The organism is Streptomyces sp. DSM 15324, assembly GCF_001514285.1.
Classification (GTDB): domain Bacteria; phylum Actinomycetota; class Actinomycetes; order Streptomycetales; family Streptomycetaceae; genus Streptomyces.
On record NZ_KQ949036.1, the window covers coordinates 193,598 to 210,694 of the forward strand.

The following is a 17,097-nucleotide window of genomic DNA, read 5'->3' on the forward strand; positions in this document are numbered from 1 at the left end:
GTTCGCCACGACCCCCTCGGCCCGCCCCCGATCCCCCCACGACTCACCCCTGGGCCGGCCCCGTCGACCGGCCGATCAGCTGGTCGATCCGGGCCTGCGGGAGGGCGTCGACGGGGTAGGTGTCGTCGGGCGCGCCGGGCTCCGCGTACGCGTCGAGGTTGTCGTCGGTGATCTCGGGGAGCGGGACGTCGATGGCCGCGGGCACCTTGACCCCCTCGCGCTGGGCGACGGCCGCCTCCAGGGCGACCACCGAGAGATAGGCGGGCTGCGCCGTGGCCCGCGCGGAGAATCCTTCCGCCCGCTTGCTCCGCCACAGCTTCAGGAAGCCGTTGTAGTTCTCGCCGGCGACCGGGACGAGCCTGCCGCCCTCCCCGGCCAGCGTCCGCAGCGCGGCCGCCGACAGCGTCCCGCCCAGCGCGAAGACGCCCCGGATGTCCGGGTGTTCGGCGTACGCCGAGGCGAAGGCCCGAGCGGCGGGGGCCGCGGAGTACGGGCTGTGCACGGTCTTCACGACCCTGATCCCCGGGTGGCGTGCGAAGACGGCGGCGGCCCCCGCCCACCGCTCGTCGTCGCCCGCGGTCGCGGCGGGGCCGGTCATCGCGATGATGTCGCCCCGGCCGCCGACCGCGTCCACCAGCCACTGGGCCAGCATCGAGCCCCAGGCCCACCGGTCGGTGCCCACCTTGAGGACCACGGGGCTGGTCGGCAGCGCGTCGAAGGCGACCACGGTGATACCGGAGGCGACGGCCTCCTCCAGCACCGGGTCGAGCGCGGTCGGCGAACCGGCGTCGACCAGGATCACGTCGTACGTCTGCCGGATCATGGCCCGGATCTGCGCGATCTGGCGTGGGGTGTCGCCGTCCGCGTCGAAGGCCTGGAACGAGCCCACTTTGCCCGCCGATCGCAGCCGGTCGACGTCCCCCTGGAGCGTCGCCAGCGTCTGGCGCATCCACGCGGTCGTCAGCGAGGTCGTCGACCAGCCGACCTTCAGGTTCTTCGCCTGGGCGGGCGCGCCGCTCACGTCCTCGGCGCCGGTGTCGGGCCGGACGGTGCACGCGGAGAGCGCGACCAGCGCGCACAGGGAGGCGGCCACCGCCACCGCACCGCGTACCGAACGAGCGTTCATCGAACTTCCCTCTCATCCCTCGGAAGGGGACAGCATTTCCCGCTTTGCCAGTTCTTTACAACCCGGGTCCGGGCCGCCTCGTCTCTCCGCTCGGTCACCACGCACCGACGAAAGAGAGCGACAGATGCGACTCATGTCCCGAACGGGCGCCGCCGCCCTGGCCCTCGGCACCGCACTCCTGGCGGGCGCCTCCCCGGCCTTCGCCGACGCGGCGCCGTCCGCGGTCCCCAGCCCCACAGGGACCGACAGCCCCGCGGCGACCGACAGCCCCGTTGCCTCGCCCACCGAGGACGCCCATGACACCGGTCACAGCGGTCCCGCCCGGGAAGCTACCAAAGCCCCCTCGGCCGCACCCGGCCAGGTCGGCGTCGTGCCCAGGGGCGCCGCCGACACCGGCGTCGCGGAGGCCGACGGGGGCCACGGCACGCTGATCGGCGGCGGTGCGGCCGCCGCCGTGTTCGCCGCGGCCGGCGCGGGCTTCCTCGTCGTACGGCGCCGGAGGGCGACCGGCGCATGAGCCCGCTCTCCAGGCGCGCCCTGGCCGCCGCGGCCCTCACCGTCGTGCTGACGGGCTGCGGCGGTCCGGCCGGCCGCACCACCGACGGGGCCGGCACCTCCGCCGTCCCCCGCACGCCCTCGGCCTCCCCGACCCGCACCGCCCAGGCCGCGCGCCCCCTGGCGCGCTCGGCGCCGGTCGCCCTGCGCATCCCGGCGATCGGGGTCGACACCCCGCTGATGCGGCTGGGACTGCGGGCCGACGGCACCGTGGAGGTGCCGCCGGTCGAGGCGCACGACCGGGCGGGCTGGTACGGGCACTCGCCGACGCCGGGCCAGACCGGGCCGTCGGTGATCCTCGGTCATGTCACCGTCGGCGAGTACGGCGACGGTGTCTTCCGGCACCTGGACCGGCTGCACCGGGGCGACCGGATCGCGGCGCGCCTGGGGAACGGCACGACGGCCGAGTTCGCCGTCACCGAGGTACGGACCGTCGACAAGGCGCGGTTCCCGACCGAGGACGTCTACGGGAACGTGGACCGGCCTCAGTTGCGTCTCATCACCTGCGGCGGTCCCCGCAGCGGGGACGGCTACCGCGACAACGTGATCGTCTTCGCCGCGCTGACCTCGGACTCCACCCACACCTCCGCGGGAGAACGTTGAAACGGCCCGCCCGCTCCCGGGAGCGCGAGAGGGCGGCGTCCGACCTGTTCGCCGCCCTCTACCCCCGCCTCGCCGGCTGGTGCCGCCGGCTCGTCGACGACGACGGGACCGCCCACGAGATCGCCTCGGAGGCCTTCACCCGGCTCTGGGCCCGCTGGACGTCCGTCGCGGAACCCCAGGGCTTCCTCTACGTCACCGCCGCCAACCTGGTCCGCGACCACTGGCGCAAGCTGGAGCGGGAACGCCGCGCCGTGCGCCGGGCCACCGCCGAGGCCGCGGTGGTCCCGCCCGCCGAACCGGACGACCCCTCGGTCCGGCTGCTCGTGCAGTCGCTGCCGGACCGGCTGCGCGTGCCGATCCTGCTGCACTACTACGCTGACATGCCGATCCGGGAGGTGTCCGTGCTGACCGGGCGCAAGGAAGGAACCGTCAAGGCCGACCTGCACGCGGCCCGCGAACTGCTCCGCGCCCACTTGAGGAGAAGCCTTGATCACACCCACTGACGACTTCGACGACGGCCCGGACCTCGAGCGCCCCGACCCCGACGACCCGCTCACCGTCATCCTGCGCCCCGCCGCGGGCCATCTCGCCCCGCCGCCCGGCCACTACGAGGAGATCCGCCGCGGCGCGTCCCGCCGCCGGCTGCTGCGCACCGCCGCCGGGGTCGGCGCCACCTGCGCCGTCGCCGCGCTCGCCGTCCTGCTGCCGCTGCGGCCGGCCACGCCCGACACCCCCGCCCGCCCGGTCGTCCCGCTGGGCCCGGCCCCGGCGGTCAGCCCCTCCACCCGACCGGACCCGTCGGCCAGCCCCGTCCCCTCTCTCGCCCCGGACGCCTCGGCCTCCGACCGCCCGGACACCCCCACCCCGTCCAAGGCGTCCCGGACCTCCCACCCCCGCGAGGCCGAGGACGCCACCTCCGCCGTCGACACCGCCCGCCCGACCCGCGCCGAGGCGCCGTCCAGCGTGCCCTCGGCGGCGAGTACGCGCCGTTGAGGCCGATTCACACGCCGTAGCCGTGGACCGGTCCCTGCTCCTACCCTGGAAGTCGCCGTCGGGGGAGGGTGGGGGACGTGTCGCGCAGCCAACCGCAGCCGCCGGGACGCCGGCTGGAGGACTCGATCGCCTGGGCCGTCCGCAACGCGGACGGGGTCGTCGCCATCGGGGTCGCCCTGACCGTCGGTCTGCTGGACATCACCGGCCAGGCCTTCGACCGGGACAACAACGTCGTCACCGGATCCATCCTGCTCGTGCTGGCCTCCCTCGTGTACGGCTCGCTGACCGAGCGCCGGCGGCGGATGGCCGACATCCGCGCCGCCACCGCCGCGACCGGCCGGGCCATCGAGGACCTGGCCATGGTGCGCTCCCTGGCCGGACCCGAGGTCACCCTCGCCCACGAACAGGCCCGCCGCTCCACCACCCGCTGGGTGTTCAAGGGCGGCACCGGCACCTATCTGCGGGCCGTCACCCTCCCCCAGTGCGTCCTGGAGGCCCAGCGCCAGCGCCGCGCCCTCAGCATGAAGATCGACATCGTCAACCCGGCCGACGCCCGGGTCTGCGAGGCCTACGCCCGCTTCCGCCGCACCTTCGGCCACGACGACGCGGGCGGCTGGACCACCGAACGCACCCGCAAGGAGTCGTACGCCACCGTCCTGGCCGCCGTCTGGCACCGGCAGCGGCTGGACACCCTGGAGATCGACGTGCACCTGAACTCCGTGGCCCCCGCCCTGCGCTTCGACCTCTCCGACAGCTGCCTGATCATCACCCAGGACGACCCGCGCCGCGTCAGCCTCTGCGTGCAACGGGACCGGCCGCTGTACGACTACTACGTCACCGAGTTGCACCAGAGCCGCGAGCAGGGCCTCAAGCTCGATCTGCGGGAGGCCTGCGAGCTGAGCGACGAGCCCACCGTCGACGAGGTCAGACGCCTGATGGACCGGCTCGGGGTGCCCCTGCCGACCAGCTTCACCGACCGCGACGTCGGCGAGATCGTCGACAAGGCACTGCACGCCGAGGACCCCTACCGCAGCTGAGCGCGTCCGACTCCGGCCCTGGGGGGCGACCATGGACTACCCGGCCCTGGAACGGGCCGCCCGGCGGGGTGAGTCCGCCGAGCTGGTGCGGCACGCCGCATCGGAACTGCAACAGGTCGTGAACGGCCACCGCGTGCTGCGCGCGGTGCGCCATCCACTGGGGTTCGTCTGTCTGCCCGTCCTGCGGGAGGGAGCCGACGGCGTCTGCGTCCACGTCTTCGGACCGACGGACCCGATCCTGACCGATCACCAGGTGCACTCGCACAGCTGGGACTTGATCAGCACCGTGCTGTACGGCCGCCTGGACAACCGGCGGATGGGGGTGGCCGACGGGGCCGCGGAACCCACCCACCGGGTCTTCGAGGTGCTCAGCCGCCCCACCGGCGTGGACGAACTGCGGCCCACCAGACGGCTCGTGCGCTGTGTGCCGGGTCCCCGCCAGACCAGCTACCGGGGCCAGACCTACGCCCTCCCGGCGGGGGAGTTCCACACCACCGTGGTCCCGGACGGCCGTCCGACCGCCACGCTGGTGCTGGGCCGGACCCTGCCCGGCCGGGCGGACCTCTCCCTGGGCCCGCTGCGGGCACCGGGTCACCGGGTGGTCCGCAGGATGTGCGACGCGGCCCAGACCGCCCGGATCGCCCAGGCCGCGCTCAGGAGGATCCATGAGCCCGAACCCCCGTGTGCCGGCTGACCTCGGCCCCGAATGCCGTACGGCGGTGGCGGCCGCCGAGGCCGCGGGCGCCCTGCTGCGCTCGCGCTTCCCGGGCGGCTTCACGGCCCGGCCCAAGGGCGGCGGCGGTGACGTCGTCACCGACCTGGACCTGCTGGCCGAACGACTGGTGACGGACCGGATCCGGGAGGACTTCCCGCACGACCGGATCCTCGCGGAGGAGTCCGGTGACACGGGGGCCGGGGACGCAGGCGGCCGGACCTGGCTCGTGGACCCCCTCGACGGCAGCAACAACGTGGTGATCGGGCTGCCCGTCTACGTCGTCGGCATCGCGCTCTGCGTCGACGCGCTGCCCCGGGTCGGCGTGGTGCACGAGCCGCTCACCGGCCGGACCTGGTCGGCCGTCCACGGGGCCGGCACCCACGGCCCGGACGGCAGGCTCGCCCCCGTCCGCCGCCCGGCCGCACCCGCCGGACCGCTCCTCGCCTGGACCCAGGGGCACGCGGTCCGCCGCGACGACCCCGCCGCCCGCGCCCTGCGCCACACCCTCGAACTGCGCTCGCGCCGACTGCTCCAGCTCTGGGCGCCCCTGGTCGCCTGGGCCATGCTCGCCCGCGGTGACATCGACGGCTTCGTCGGCTACCGCGCCGAGGCGATCGACCTCCCGGCCGGCGCGCTGCTCGCCCGCGAGGCCGGGGTGACCCTGTGCCACCTGGACGGCCGCGACTTCCCGGCGTCCTTCACCGGCCCCGACACGGACCGCTCCTTCGTCGCCGCCCGCCCCGAGCTGCTGCCCGGGCTGCTGGACCTGGTGGCCACCGCCGCCACGGCCACCGCCGCCGCGCCCGCCGCGCCCACCGCGGTCACCGGGTCAGCGCCAGCGCCGTCACCGACGCCCCGACCGCGCTGACCGCCAGCACCGCGCCCGTGCCCATCAGCCGGGCCACCGGCACCCGTACGCCGTACGCGACACACCGCTCGTACCAGAGCAGGGTCGCCAGGGAGGCCCACGGAGTGATGACCGGGCCCGCGTTGGTGCCGATCAGCAGGGCCAGGAGCTGGTCGTGGTTGCCCACCGGGACCGCGCCCTCGCCCGCCAGATAGACGGGCAGGTTGTTCAGGACGTTGGACAGCCCGGCGCCCATCGCCGCGGCACGGAACTGGCCCAGGATGCCGCCTTCATGGCCGACCGCGGAGGACAGCAGCGCGTGCAGCCCGTGCGCGTTGACCGTCTCCACCACCAGGAACATCCCCGGCACCATCACCAGCAGCCGCCACGGCACCAGCGACCAGCGCAACGCCTTCCGCTCCCGCGCCGCGAACGCCACGACGGCCACCGCGGCGGCCGTCGCCGACGCCACCCACAGCTCCACGTCCGCGACCAGGATGGCCAGCAGAAAACCCGCGCACGCCAGCGCACAGGCCCGGAACACGACGGGATCACCGGGCCGGTGCACCCCGGGCGGCACATACCGCAGGCCCCTCTCCGCGCCGCCCTCCGTGCCACCCGCCCGCCGCGCCGCGCCCCGCGTCCCGTCGGCCTGTCCCGCGTCGACCCGGGCCGCGTCGGCCGGTGCCGACGGCGTGGCCGTCCTGCTGTCCCGGCGCCAGTAGAAGCCCCACAGGCAGGCCATCGTCACGGCGATCGCCGCCAGCTGCGGGGCCCACATCCGCCCGGCCAGGCCCAGGGAGGACAGCGCCACCCGGTCCGCCGCCAGCAGGTTCGTCAGATTGGAGACGGGCAGCAGCAGGCTCGCCGTGTTGGCCAGCCACACCGTCGTCATCGCCAGCGGCACCGCCGCGATGCCGACCCGGCCGGCCATCGCCAGCATCACGGGCGTCAGGAGCACCGCCGTGGTGTCCAGGTTCAGCGAGATCGTCGTGATCGACGCGAAGGCCACGCAGAGGAGGAAGAGCAGGGGGTAGCTGCCCCGGCCCGCCCGGGCCACCCGCGCCGCCACCACGTCGAACACCTCGGCCCGGCTGGTCAGTTCGGCCAGCACGATCACCGTGGCGAGGAACGCCAGCAGCGGCGCGATCCGGCGCATCGCGTCCCCCGCGTCCGCGGCCGGCAGCAGCCCCGAGGCCACGCACAGCAGTCCGGTCGCGAGCAGGGCGATCGCCACCCGGTCCAGTACATGCAGACGCCGTATGACAGACACGGGGGAAGGGTCGCACAGTTGTGCTCCCACGTGACCAGGGGGTTGGCGCGAAATCAGTCCAAAACGGCGCTCGTCCATTGCATCATGAATACATGGGGGACCGTCAGATGACCGGTAGCACCGGGCCGTTGGACTTCTTCGTCAGTTACTCGCCGGCCGACGAGCGCTGGGCGTCCTGGATCGCCTGGACCCTGGAGGAGGCCGGCTACCGGACCGTCCTGCAGGCCTGGGACTTCGTGCCGGGCACCAACTTCGTCGACTTCATGGACCGCGGGGTGAGCGAGTCCGCGGCCGTCATCGCCGTACTGTCGCGGAACTACGAGCGGTCGCGGTACGGCCGGATGGAGTGGCAGGCCGCCCTGCGCGCCGACCCGGACGTGCCCGAGCGGCGGCTGATCACCGTCCGCGTCGAGGACATCCCCGTCGAAGGGCTCCTCGCCACCATCACCTACGTCGACCTCGTCCCGGTGACCGATCCGGCCGCCGCCCGCGACCTGCTGCTCACCCGGGTCCGGCAGGCCCTCGACGGCCGGGCCCGCCCCAGTCTGCGGCCCGGCTACCCCGGCGAGGGCCGGCCCGTGCCGCCCGCACCGGCCGTGCCCGTCGCACCCCCACCACCCCGCCCCCTCGGCGGTCTCGGCTGGGCCGGCCGCCGCCGACCTCCCGCCCCGCCCGCCTACCCCCGCACCGGCGCCGACCCCGCCCTCCGCGAGGCGGTCACCGTGCTGCACCTGGCCGGACCCGCCTTCGGACGCGGCCAGGACCCGGCCGAACTCCAGGCGGCGATCTGGGGCGACCTCGTCGAGCTCACCGACTCCGGGGCGCCCTCCCCGGACCTGCTGGTCGTCACCGGCGACCTCACCGCCTCCGGCAGCCCCCGCGAGTTCGACCAGGCGCTCGCCTTCCTCACCGGACTGCGCGCCCTGCTCGGCCTCGAACCGCACCGCGTGGCCCTCGTCCCCGGCGGCCACGACGTCAACCAGGCCGCCTGCCGCGCCTACTTCAGCACCTGCGAGGCCGACGAGATGCCGCCCCGGCCGCCCTACTGGCCCAAGTGGCGCCACTTCGCCCGCGTCTTCCAGGAGCTCTACCAGGGGCTCGACGTCGTCTTCGACAGCGACCAGCCCTGGACCCTCTTCCCGGTGCCCGAACTGCACACCGTCGTCGCCGGCCTCAACTCCTCCATGGCGTACAGCCACCGGCTCGACGACCAGTACGGCATGGTCGGCCGCGAGCAGGCCGCCTGGTTCGCCCAGGCCCTCAGACCGTACGAACAGGAGGGCTGGCTGCGGATCGGCGCCCTGCGGCACGCCCCCGGCACCACCCCGCAGGGCGTCCTGCGTACCGCCGCCCGGGACGGCTCCGGCCCGCTGCGCGACACCGAGGTCCTCGCCCGCCTCACCGCACCCCGCCTCCATCTGCTGCTGCACGGCCCGGCCGGACCCGGCACCCGCCCGCTGCTGACCACCTCCACCGGCGAACTGCCCCTGCTCGGCACCGCCGCACCCGCCCGGCACCGGCTGCTGCGCATCGGCCGCGACGGACTCGCGACCTGGCCCGGCCCCGGCGAACCCCGGCAGGACCGGGTCGAATGGCACCGCGCCCACCGCGCCTTCGGCCCCGCCGACCCCACAGCCGCCGACCCGGAGGCCGCCCGCGCCCCGGACCCCGAGCCGCGCGCCGTGCAGTCCCCGGCCGAGGTGCTGCTCGCCCGGGTCGCCGAGGTCTGCCGCACCCGGCACGAGGGCGCCCAGATCCGCCCCGTCGACGGACCCGTGCCCCAGCTCCTCGTCACCTGGACCCAGTCGGGCTTCGTCCGCCAGCAGCGCGTCGCCGTCCACCCCGGCACCCCCACCGCCCAGGACGTCGACCGGGTCGTCGCCCTGGTGCACGCCGCCGACTCCGAGACCGAGGCCGAACTCGTCCACGACGGCCCCCCGCCCGCCCGCGACCTCAGGGACCTGGCCCGCCGCAGAGGCGTCCGGGTGCGCAGCTTCACCGAGTTCCAGGGCCTGCTCGACCTGCGCGCCTACGTCGGCGCCCAGAGCGAACGGCTGCGCACCGACCCCCGCTACCCCCCGGGCATGTACCTCCCGCAGCGCTACCGCGAGATCGAGCGGCTCGACGCGGAGGACCGGGACGGACTCGTCGACGCCATGCTCCGCCTCCTCGACTCCGACCAGGGCCGCTTCCTGCTGCTGCTCGGCGACTTCGGCCACGGCAAGACCTTCGCCCTGCGCGAGCTGGCCCGCCGGGTCCCCGCCGAACTGCCGCACCTCGTCCCGGTGCTGGTGGAGCTGAACACCCTCGACCGCGCCTACTCCTTCGAGGGCCTGGTCGCCGCCCACCTCGCCGCGCACGGCGTCGACAACATCGACCTGCGGGCCTTCCGGTACATGCTCCAGCAGGGCCGGATCGTGCTGCTCTTCGACGGCTTCGACGAACTCGTCACCCGCGTCACCTACGACCGGGCCGCCGAGCGGCTCCAGGTGCTGCTGGACTCCGCCGTGGACAGCGCCAAGATCGTCGTCAGCAGCCGCACCCAGCACTTCCGGTCCCAGGGCCAGGTGCTCACCGCGCTGGGCGAGCGGGTCGGGATGCTGCCGCACCGACGGGTGCTCGCCGTCCAGGAGTTCACCCCGCGGCAGATCCGCGCCTACCTGGTCAACCGCTACGACGGCGACGAGCGCGCCGCCGACCGCCGGATCCGGCTGCTCGACGCCATCCCCGATCTCCTCGCCCTGTGCCGCAACCCCCGCCTCCTCGGCTTCGTCGCCGACCTCGACGACGACCAGCTGCGCGCGGTCGCCGGAGCCGGCCGCGCCCTCAGCCCCGCCGGGCTCTACCAGGAGGTCCTCACCGCCTGGCTGACCTTCGAGGAACAGCGCGCCGGCGGTGGCCCGGGGCGCGCCCCCGGACTCGGCGTCGACCAGCTGTGGAGCGCGGTCACCGCGCTCGCCCTGCGACTGTGGCAGACCGGCCAGGAGTCGCTGCGGCTCGACGAGCTGACCGATGTCGCCGAGACCCTCACCGGACTCGCCGCGAGCCGGCTCTCCCCGGGGCAGGCCGCGCACGCCGTCGGCTCCGGCAGTCTGCTGGTGCGCAGCGAGGACGGGGTGTTCCGGTTCATCCACGGCTCGGTGGTGGAGTGGCTCATCGCCCGCGAGTGCGCGAACAGGCTGGCCGGCGGGGACAGCGCCCTGCTCGCCCGGCGCCGGCTCAGCCAGCTCGCCGTGGAGTTCCTGTGCGACCTCGCCGACCACCGCGCCTGCCAGGAGTGGGCCGAGCGCACCCTCGCCGACGACGAGGACGAGGTGGCCCGCGCCAACGCCGTGAAGATCCTCTCCCGGCTGCGGGTGCCCGCCCACACCGATCTGCGCGGGGCCGCGCTCGCCGGGGAGGACCTCTCCTACCGCGACTTCTCCGGCGTCGACCTCACCCGCGCCGACCTCACCGACGCCCGGCTGGTCGGCGCCAACCTGGCCGGCGCGGTCCTGCGCGACGCCCGGCTGACCGGCGCCCGGCTCGACGGCGCCGACCTCTCCGACGCCGATCTGCGCGGCGCCGACCTGCGCCGGGCCCGGCTGATCCGCACCGACCTGACCGGCGCCCGGGTCGAGGGCGGCCGCTGGCAGCGCGCCGCCCTGGTCGCCGCCACCGCCGACCAGCGGCTGCTGCGCGCGCCCGAACTGGCCGCCGCCGCCCTGGCCCCGGGCATGGCCGTCGACTCGGGCTTCCGGCCCTCCGCGGTGGGCGTGCCGTACGGCTTCGACATGCGCACCAGCCGGCTGCCCGAACCGATCTCCTACAGCCCCGACGGCGAACTCCTCGCCGTCGGGGCCGAAGACGGCGGGGTGCTGGTCTGCGACGCCGCCACCGGCACCGCCCTGCGCACCCTGGAGGGCCACACCGACCGCGTCTACGCGGTCAAGTTCCGCGCGCGGATCCTCGCCACCGGCAGCGCCGACGGGACCGTCCGCCTGTGGGACCCGGTCTCCGGGCGCTGTCTGCGGGTGCTGGACATCCATCCGCGCGGGGTGTGGCCCGTCGCGCTCGACGCCGACGGCTCCTTGCTGGCCACCGGGGACGCCGACGGCGTGGTCACCGTCTGGGACACCGCCACGGGCACCCCGCTGCACCGGCTGCCCGGCCACGCCGCACCCGTCTACACCGTGGCCTTCGACCCCGGCGGCGCCACCCTGGTCACCGGGGACGCCTCCACCTCCGTACGGCTGTGGGACCTCGCGACCGGGCGGTGGACCGGGGAACTGCCGGGCCATCAGGAGGCGGTGTACCGGGCGCGGTTCAGCCCGGACGGCACCCTGCTCGCCACCGGCGACCGCGGCGACGAGCGGCAGGGCGGCACGGTGCGGATCTGGAACACCGCCGACCGCAGCCTGCGGCACGAGTTCACCGGGCACACCGGCCGGGTCTACACCCTCGACTTCCACCCCGGCGGCCGCTACCTGGTGAGCGGCGACACCGAGGGGGAGGTGCGGCTGTGGGATCTGGCCGAGGGGGCCGGCGCCGGGCTGCTCGGCGGCTGCCGGGGCGCCGTCTACCAGGTGCTCTTCGCCCCGGACGGCACCCTGCTCGCCGCCGGGGACAGCCAGGGCGTGGTCCGGCTCTGGAGGGTCGAGCCGGGCGCCGACCCGGTGGCGGTGCCGCTCACCCGCCAGCCCGCCGAGCACCGCGGGTCGGTCTGGGTCTGCAAGTTCCGCCCGCACGGCGACGGTCCCGCCCCGGACACCGGCGCCCTCCTCGTGACCGGCGGCAACGACGGGGTCGTACGGCTGCACGACCCCGCCACCAGCCAGGGCCGGCGCATCCTGCGCGGCCACGGGCGGCGGATCGGCACGCTCTCCTTCAGCTCCGACGGCTCGATACTGGCGGCGGGCGGCAACGACGGCGTGATCCGGCTGTGGGACCCCGGCACCGGGCAGCGGCTGCGCGAGCTGACCGGGCAGAGCGACCGGCTGGTGTCGGCCGTGTTCAGCCCGGGCGGCAGCCTCCTCGCCACCGCGAGCAGCGACGGCGACATGTACCTGTGGAACGCCTCGACGGGCGAGTACCAGCGCGAGATGGACGTCGAGACCGACCACGTCTGGGCCGAGGCGTTCAGCCCCGACGGCGAACTCCTCGCCACCGCCAACGACGACGACACCGTCCGGCTCTGGTACCGGGCCACCGGCGCCCATGTCGTCACCATCGGCGAGCACTTCGGCCGGGTCCGCTCCATCGCCTTCCGGCCCGACGGACAGGTCCTCGCCACCGGCTGCGACGACCGCCGGGTGCGCCTGTGGCAGCTGGACGAGCGCCGGATCACCGCCGTCCTCGACGGCCACACCGACCGGGTGTACGCGGTGGCGTTCGCCGCCGACGGCTCCTGGCTCGCCAGCGCCTCCTGGGACGGGGACGCCGTGATCTGGCGCGACGGGGTGGCCGTGCACCGGCTGTCCGCCCACACCGGCAAGCTGTGGACGGCCGCCGCGCATCCGCTGCGCCCGCTGCTGGCGACGGCCGGCGACGACCGCACGGTCCGGCTCTGGGACGCCCACACCGGCCGGGAGAAGGCGGTGCTGAGCGGCCACACCGGCCGGGTCCTGGCGGTCGCCTTCAGCCCCGACGGCTCCCTGCTGGCCGGCGGCGGCGAGGACGGCACGGTCCGGCTGTGGGAGGTCCCGGCCGACGGCCCGGCGGCCCTGCGCGCCACCCTGGTCGGCCTGCCGGGCGGCTGGGCCGCGCTGGCACCTTCCGGCGGCTACAAGTACGAGGGTGACGTCACCGGCGAGTTCTGGCACGCGGTCGGCATGTGCCGCTTCGAGCCGGGGGAGCTGGACGGCCATCTTCCGGGCGTACGGAACGTGGCACCGGAGGAGCCGCTGAGGTGAGGGCCAGGACCCCGCCGGGAGGTACCCCGTCACCTGGCGGTGCCGAGGCCGGGCGGCGGCGGCGGCGGGCCACCGTCGCCGCCGCGCAGGCGCCCGTGACCGGCAGGCGCTGGACGAATCCGGGCTGGTGGCCGTCGCCGTGCGTCAGATCCACGACCGGGCGCGCCGCCCGACCGGTCCGTGACACCGGCGGCGACGACACCCCCGTGCCGCAGTACGCCACCCGGGGCGCCCCGGCCGCCGACCCGGCGACGGTCCGTCAGGCCTCCCGGGCCCCGCCGTCGACGGGCTTCGCCATGGGCTGCCGGGGCTGACGGGTGTCCCTGAGGGCGGTCAGGACGTCGATGCGGTTGGTGGTGATCGAGTCGACGCCCAGGGCGATCAGCCGCCGCATCGCGCGGCGGGTGTCCGGGGTCCACACCGACAGCAGGTGGCCGCCCCGGTGGACCCGGCCGGCCAGGGCCCGGTCGACCAGGGAGAAACGGTAGTTCAGCCAGCGCGGCTTGACCGCGTCGAGCAGGACCGGGCGCGTGGGGGCCAGGCTGGTGCGGGTCAGCGCGATCTCGGCGGCCGGGTCGGCCGCGCGGACGGCGAGCATCTCCTCGGCGCCGGCGCAGTAGTAGGCCCGGTCGGCCGCCCCCGCCTCGCGCACGGCGTCCACGACCCGCCGTGCCTGCCGTACGTCCCGGGTGCCCGGCAGGTCGATCATCACCCGGCTCTCGCCGGTCGCCGCGAGCGCCTCCGCGAGCGTGGGTACCCCGCCGTCCGTCAGCCCGCGCACCTCGGCCGCCGACAGCGACCGCAGCGGCCGGTCCGCACCCCACAGCCGCTTGAGCGTCTCGTCGTGCAACAGCACGGGCACACCGTCCCGGGTGAGGCGTACGTCGAACTCGACGGCGTCCGCGCCCTGGACGAGCGCGGAACGCAGTGAGTCGAGCGTGTTCTCACGGAAGCGGTAGGGGGCGCCGCGATGGGCCACGGCAGTCAGCGTCTGCATGGGCCCATTGTGTCCGGGGCCGGAGTCCGCCGATCAGGCGGACAGCCACCCGGTGGTGTAGGTGTCGATCTCGGCCGCGATCCGCGCCTTGCCGGGCGCGTCCAGGAAGGACGCCTCGACCGCGTTCTTCGCGAGGTCCGCCACGCCCCGCTCGTCGAGGCCGAGGAGCCGGGCGGCGACCGCGTACTCGTTGTTCAGGTCGGTGCCGAACATCGGCGGGTCGTCGGAGTTGATCGTGACCAGGACGCCCGCCCGCACGAACTCCTTGATCGGGTGCTCGTCGAGGGTGCGGACCGCGCGCGTGGCGATGTTCGAGGTGGGGCACACCTCCAGCGCGATGCGGTGCTCCGCCAGATGCGCGAGGAGCTTCTCGTCCCGGGCCGAGCTGGTGCCGTGCCCGATCCGCTCGGCCCGCAGGTGGGTGAGCGCGTCCCACACGGTCTGCGGGCCGGTCGTCTCACCGGCGTGCGGCACGGACCTCAGGCCCGCGGCGATCGCCCGGTCGAAGTAGGGCTTGAACTGCGGGCGCGGCACACCGATCTCGGGCCCGCCGAGACCGAAGGAGATCAGCCCCTCGGGCCGCAGCCGGTCGTCGGTGGCCAGCCGCGCGGTCACCTCGGCGGACTCGAGCCCCGCCTCACCGGGAATGTCGAAGCACCACCGCAGCACCGTGCCGAACTCCGCCTCGGCTGCCTTGCGGGCGTCCTCGATCGCGTCCATGAAGGCCCGCTCGTCGATGCCGCGCCGGGTCGAGGAGTACGGCGTGATGGTCAGCTCGGCGTACCGCACCTGCTGGCGGGCCAGGTCCCGGGCCACCTCGTAGGTCAGCAGCCGGACGTCCTCCGGCGTGCGGATGACGTCCACGACGGACAGGTACACGTCGATGAAGTGCGCGAAGTCCGTGAAGGTGAAGTAGTCGGCGAGGGCCTCGGGGTCGGTGGGCACCTTGGAGTCGGGGTGCCGGGCGGCCAGCTCGGCGACGATCCGGGGGGAGGCGGAGCCGACGTGGTGGACGTGCAGCTCGGCCTTGGGCAGCCCGGCGATGAACGCGTGCAGATCGCGGGCTCCGGCGTGCGCGGTGGGGCCGGCGGGCGTGCCGGACGCGGCGGAGGCGTCGAGGCGGTCGGTCAAGGGGTCCTCCCCTGGGACGGCGTCCCCGGCCGTGAGAGGGGCCGGACGGGACGCGGGTGATCGGCTGATCGGTGAGTCAGGATCATCGTAGGCGGCCCGGGCGACGGCATGGGGGGCGGGCGACCGCGTGCGGGGGAGGGCGGACGGTCATGGGTGGGCGTGGCCAGCGCGCTGCCGGCTCCGCGGCACGGCCTTCGGGGCTGCGGCTCGGGCCTTAGCATGACGGAACGTTCGACAGAGGGGATCCCGTGCATGTCCGACGACGCGCCGACTCCGGCCGGTGACGCCGGTCGCGACACATGGCCCGCACCCGCCTCCGCCGAGCCGGCCGGTCCCGGGGACGCTGCCCCCGGGGTGACGCTGGGCAAGACGGCGGAAGGGAGCGGGGCGGACGCGACACCCTCGGACGAGGCCCCGTTGGGCGAGACCCGGTCGGGCGAGGCCCCGTCGGACGAGCCCCGGTGGGGCGGAGCGCGGTCCGGCGACGTGCGAACCGACGACGTGCGAACCGACGAGGTGCGGTCCGGTGACGTGCGGTCCGACGACCTGCCCCTGGCGGAAGGCTCCGCCCCCGAGCCCGCGCCCGCGTCCGCGCCCCCTCCCTCCACCGACGGCGCCGCGCAGCCCGGCCCCTGGGCCGCACCCGTCGCTCCGCAGCCCCACGGTGCCTTCGCCTCCTTCCCGCCCCCGGATCCGGCGACGCTGGCGGCCGGTCCGCCGCCCCACCCCTTCGCGCCGCCCCTCGCCCCCACCGGTGCGGTGCCTCCGCCGCCGATCTCCCCGGACGGTCCCGGCCGTGTGCCGTACGGCCACCCCGGAACCTACGGCCACCCCGCCCTGGCCCAGGCCGGCTACCCCTGGCCCGGTATGCCTCCCGTCGAGAGCAACGGGATCGGTGTCACCGGCATGGTGCTGGGCATCGCCTCGGCCGTGTTCTTCTGCGTGTGGCCGGCGGCGATCGTGGTCGGTGTCCTGGGCGTGGTCTTCGGCGCGATCGGCCGCCGGAAGGCGAGCCGGGGCGAGGCCACCAACCCGGGGCAGGCCCTGGCCGGCATCATCCTGGGCATCGCGGGCGTCATCCTCGGAGCGGGCCTGGGCACCCTGGTCTTCCTGATGCCGGTCTGATGCCGGTCTGATCCCGGTCTGATCCAGGTCTGATCCAGGTCCGAGGCCGGGTCACCCCTCCCGCAACCGCTCCCGCGCCGCCATCAGGGCGAAGCCCAGCAGGTTCGGCCCCCGCCAGCGCTCCGGGTCGGCCGCCGCCTCGTCGGCGGCCGCCAGGCCTATGCCCCAGACGCGGTCCACGGGGCTCGCCTCGACCAGCACGCGGTCGCCGGTGCCGAGGAGGAAGCCGGTCAGTTCGGGGGTGGAGCGGAACTTGTGGACGCTGCCCTCCACGACGATCCGGAACCGCTCCCGCTGCCAGGTCTCCTCGTCGAAGCCGCGCACCAGGCGGCCCGCCTTCTTCGCCTGGGACGGGTGCGAGGCGGCCAGGGCCCGTCGCTCCGCCTCCGGGTCACCGAAGAGGCGGGCCTTCTCCGCCATCATCCAGTGCTCGGCCGTCGCATAGGTCACCCCGTCCACCACGAACGGTGACGGCCACCACTGGCTCAGGCACCCCGGACCCAGCCGGCCGTCCGGGCGCGGCCGGTGGCCCCAGAAGTGCAGGTACGTGATCCTCGCCCCCGCCCGGACCTCCCTGACCAGGGTGTCCAAGCCATCGATCGTCTCCATGCACGCCAGCATGGCAGGCACCACTGACACTGCGTCCTGCCTTTTCCGTCCCGACTCGACACCTGGTCGACAGATTCCGTCGCGTAACCAAAAGGCAACAACGGAATCACTTGTTGGAGTGCCATTGCTCTGTCAGGATCGGCACTCAAATCAGGCTGGAGCTACGCCACCGGCCCCCGCGCAAGGCGGGGCGAA

Annotated in this window: 13 protein-coding genes and 1 pseudogene; 9 read left to right on the forward strand and 5 right to left on the reverse strand. The window is 75.0% G+C overall.

All coding sequences use genetic code 11. The features are described from left to right. Positions 1–43 precede the first annotated feature (43 nt). Complete coding sequence (locus tag AQJ58_RS34855; protein WP_067257539.1) at positions 44–1,126, reverse strand: substrate-binding domain-containing protein; 1,083 nt, start codon at positions 1,124–1,126, stop codon at positions 44–46. A gap of 133 nt (positions 1,127–1,259) precedes the next feature. Here AQJ58_RS34855 and AQJ58_RS34860 point away from each other — a divergent pair, with 133 nt between their 5' ends. From AQJ58_RS34860 to AQJ58_RS34890, 7 genes are all read left to right on the forward strand, one after another. Further along, entirely contained in the window at positions 1,260–1,643 is a 384-nt protein-coding gene (locus tag AQJ58_RS34860) for a hypothetical protein (protein ID WP_067257713.1), read from the forward strand. Further along, entirely contained in the window at positions 1,640–2,284 is a 645-nt protein-coding gene (locus AQJ58_RS34865; protein ID WP_067257541.1) for a class F sortase, read from the forward strand. Before AQJ58_RS34860 ends, AQJ58_RS34865 begins: the two co-directional genes overlap by 4 nt. Next, positions 2,281–2,787 (forward strand): RNA polymerase sigma factor, encoded by a 507-nt coding sequence (locus AQJ58_RS34870; protein WP_067257544.1) that lies wholly within the window; start codon positions 2,281–2,283, stop codon positions 2,785–2,787. Before AQJ58_RS34865 ends, AQJ58_RS34870 begins: the two co-directional genes overlap by 4 nt. Further along, the gene (locus AQJ58_RS34875) at positions 2,771–3,277 is read left to right on the forward strand and encodes a hypothetical protein (protein WP_067257546.1); all 507 of its coding nucleotides are present in this window, start codon (positions 2,771–2,773) and stop codon (positions 3,275–3,277) included. The genes AQJ58_RS34870 and AQJ58_RS34875 overlap by 17 nt, the downstream gene beginning before the upstream one ends. A 77-nt stretch (positions 3,278–3,354) precedes the next feature. Beyond that, the gene (locus AQJ58_RS34880) at positions 3,355–4,314 is read left to right on the forward strand and encodes a hypothetical protein (RefSeq protein WP_234360384.1); all 960 of its coding nucleotides are present in this window, start codon (positions 3,355–3,357) and stop codon (positions 4,312–4,314) included. A gap of 31 nt (positions 4,315–4,345) precedes the next feature. Beyond that, on the forward strand, positions 4,346–5,008 hold the full coding sequence (locus tag AQJ58_RS34885; RefSeq protein WP_067257549.1) for a hypothetical protein: 663 nt from the start codon (positions 4,346–4,348) through the stop codon (positions 5,006–5,008). Further along, positions 4,980–5,897: an inositol monophosphatase family protein gene (locus AQJ58_RS34890; protein ID WP_067257551.1), complete on the forward strand. Its 918-nt coding sequence runs from the start codon at positions 4,980–4,982 to the stop codon at positions 5,895–5,897. Before AQJ58_RS34885 ends, AQJ58_RS34890 begins: the two co-directional genes overlap by 29 nt. On the opposite strand, the gene AQJ58_RS34895 is transcribed toward AQJ58_RS34890, so the two are convergent. Beyond that, positions 5,851–7,149 (reverse strand): ArsB/NhaD family transporter, encoded by a 1,299-nt coding sequence (locus tag AQJ58_RS34895; protein ID WP_234360385.1) that lies wholly within the window; start codon positions 7,147–7,149, stop codon positions 5,851–5,853. The genes AQJ58_RS34890 and AQJ58_RS34895 overlap by 47 nt on opposite strands. 107 nt (positions 7,150–7,256) lie before the next feature. Between AQJ58_RS34895 and AQJ58_RS34900 the strand changes: the two genes are divergently transcribed. Further along, complete coding sequence (locus AQJ58_RS34900; RefSeq protein WP_234360386.1) at positions 7,257–13,040, forward strand: WD40 domain-containing protein; 5,784 nt, start codon at positions 7,257–7,259, stop codon at positions 13,038–13,040. Positions 13,041–13,299: 259 nt separating this feature from the next. Here the strand turns inward: AQJ58_RS34900 and AQJ58_RS34910 are convergent, their stop codons facing one another. Both AQJ58_RS34910 and AQJ58_RS34915 read right to left on the reverse strand, forming a co-directional pair. Next, on the reverse strand, positions 13,300–14,037 hold the full coding sequence (locus AQJ58_RS34910) for a glycerophosphodiester phosphodiesterase (RefSeq protein ID WP_067257563.1): 738 nt from the start codon (positions 14,035–14,037) through the stop codon (positions 13,300–13,302). A gap of 33 nt (positions 14,038–14,070) precedes the next feature. Next, positions 14,071–15,267: pseudogene (locus AQJ58_RS34915) on the reverse strand (adenosine deaminase); the annotation flags it as partial. 153 nt (positions 15,268–15,420) lie between these two features. Here AQJ58_RS34915 and AQJ58_RS45040 point away from each other — a divergent pair. Further along, the gene (locus tag AQJ58_RS45040; protein ID WP_234360389.1) at positions 15,421–16,293 is read left to right on the forward strand and encodes a DUF4190 domain-containing protein; all 873 of its coding nucleotides are present in this window, start codon (positions 15,421–15,423) and stop codon (positions 16,291–16,293) included. Positions 16,294–16,344: 51 nt separating this feature from the next. On the opposite strand, the gene AQJ58_RS34925 is transcribed toward AQJ58_RS45040, so the two are convergent. After that, a complete protein-coding gene (locus tag AQJ58_RS34925; protein WP_199844757.1) occupies positions 16,345–16,902 on the reverse strand; it encodes a riboflavin biosynthesis intermediates N-glycosidase in 558 nt (185 codons plus the stop codon). Between the last annotated feature and the right edge of the window lie 195 nt (positions 16,903–17,097).

What these genes read in the sequence shown, in the direction of transcription:
- AQJ58_RS34925 (WP_199844757.1), bottom strand. Translation starts at nt 16,902, where the DNA reads ATGGAGACGATCGATGGCTTGGACACCCTGGTCAGGGAGGTCCGGGCG.
- AQJ58_RS34890 (WP_067257551.1), top strand. Translation starts at nt 4,980, where the DNA reads ATGAGCCCGAACCCCCGTGTGCCGGCTGACCTCGGCCCCGAATGCCGT.
- AQJ58_RS34860 (WP_067257713.1), top strand. Translation starts at nt 1,260, where the DNA reads ATGTCCCGAACGGGCGCCGCCGCCCTGGCCCTCGGCACCGCACTCCTG.
- AQJ58_RS34855 (WP_067257539.1), bottom strand. Translation starts at nt 1,126, where the DNA reads ATGAACGCTCGTTCGGTACGCGGTGCGGTGGCGGTGGCCGCCTCCCTG.
- AQJ58_RS34910 (WP_067257563.1), bottom strand. Translation starts at nt 14,037, where the DNA reads ATGCAGACGCTGACTGCCGTGGCCCATCGCGGCGCCCCCTACCGCTTC.
- AQJ58_RS34865 (WP_067257541.1), top strand. Translation starts at nt 1,640, where the DNA reads ATGAGCCCGCTCTCCAGGCGCGCCCTGGCCGCCGCGGCCCTCACCGTC.
- AQJ58_RS45040 (WP_234360389.1), top strand. Translation starts at nt 15,421, where the DNA reads ATGTCCGACGACGCGCCGACTCCGGCCGGTGACGCCGGTCGCGACACA.
- AQJ58_RS34885 (WP_067257549.1), top strand. Translation starts at nt 4,346, where the DNA reads ATGGACTACCCGGCCCTGGAACGGGCCGCCCGGCGGGGTGAGTCCGCC.
- AQJ58_RS34900 (WP_234360386.1), top strand. Translation starts at nt 7,257, where the DNA reads ATGACCGGTAGCACCGGGCCGTTGGACTTCTTCGTCAGTTACTCGCCG.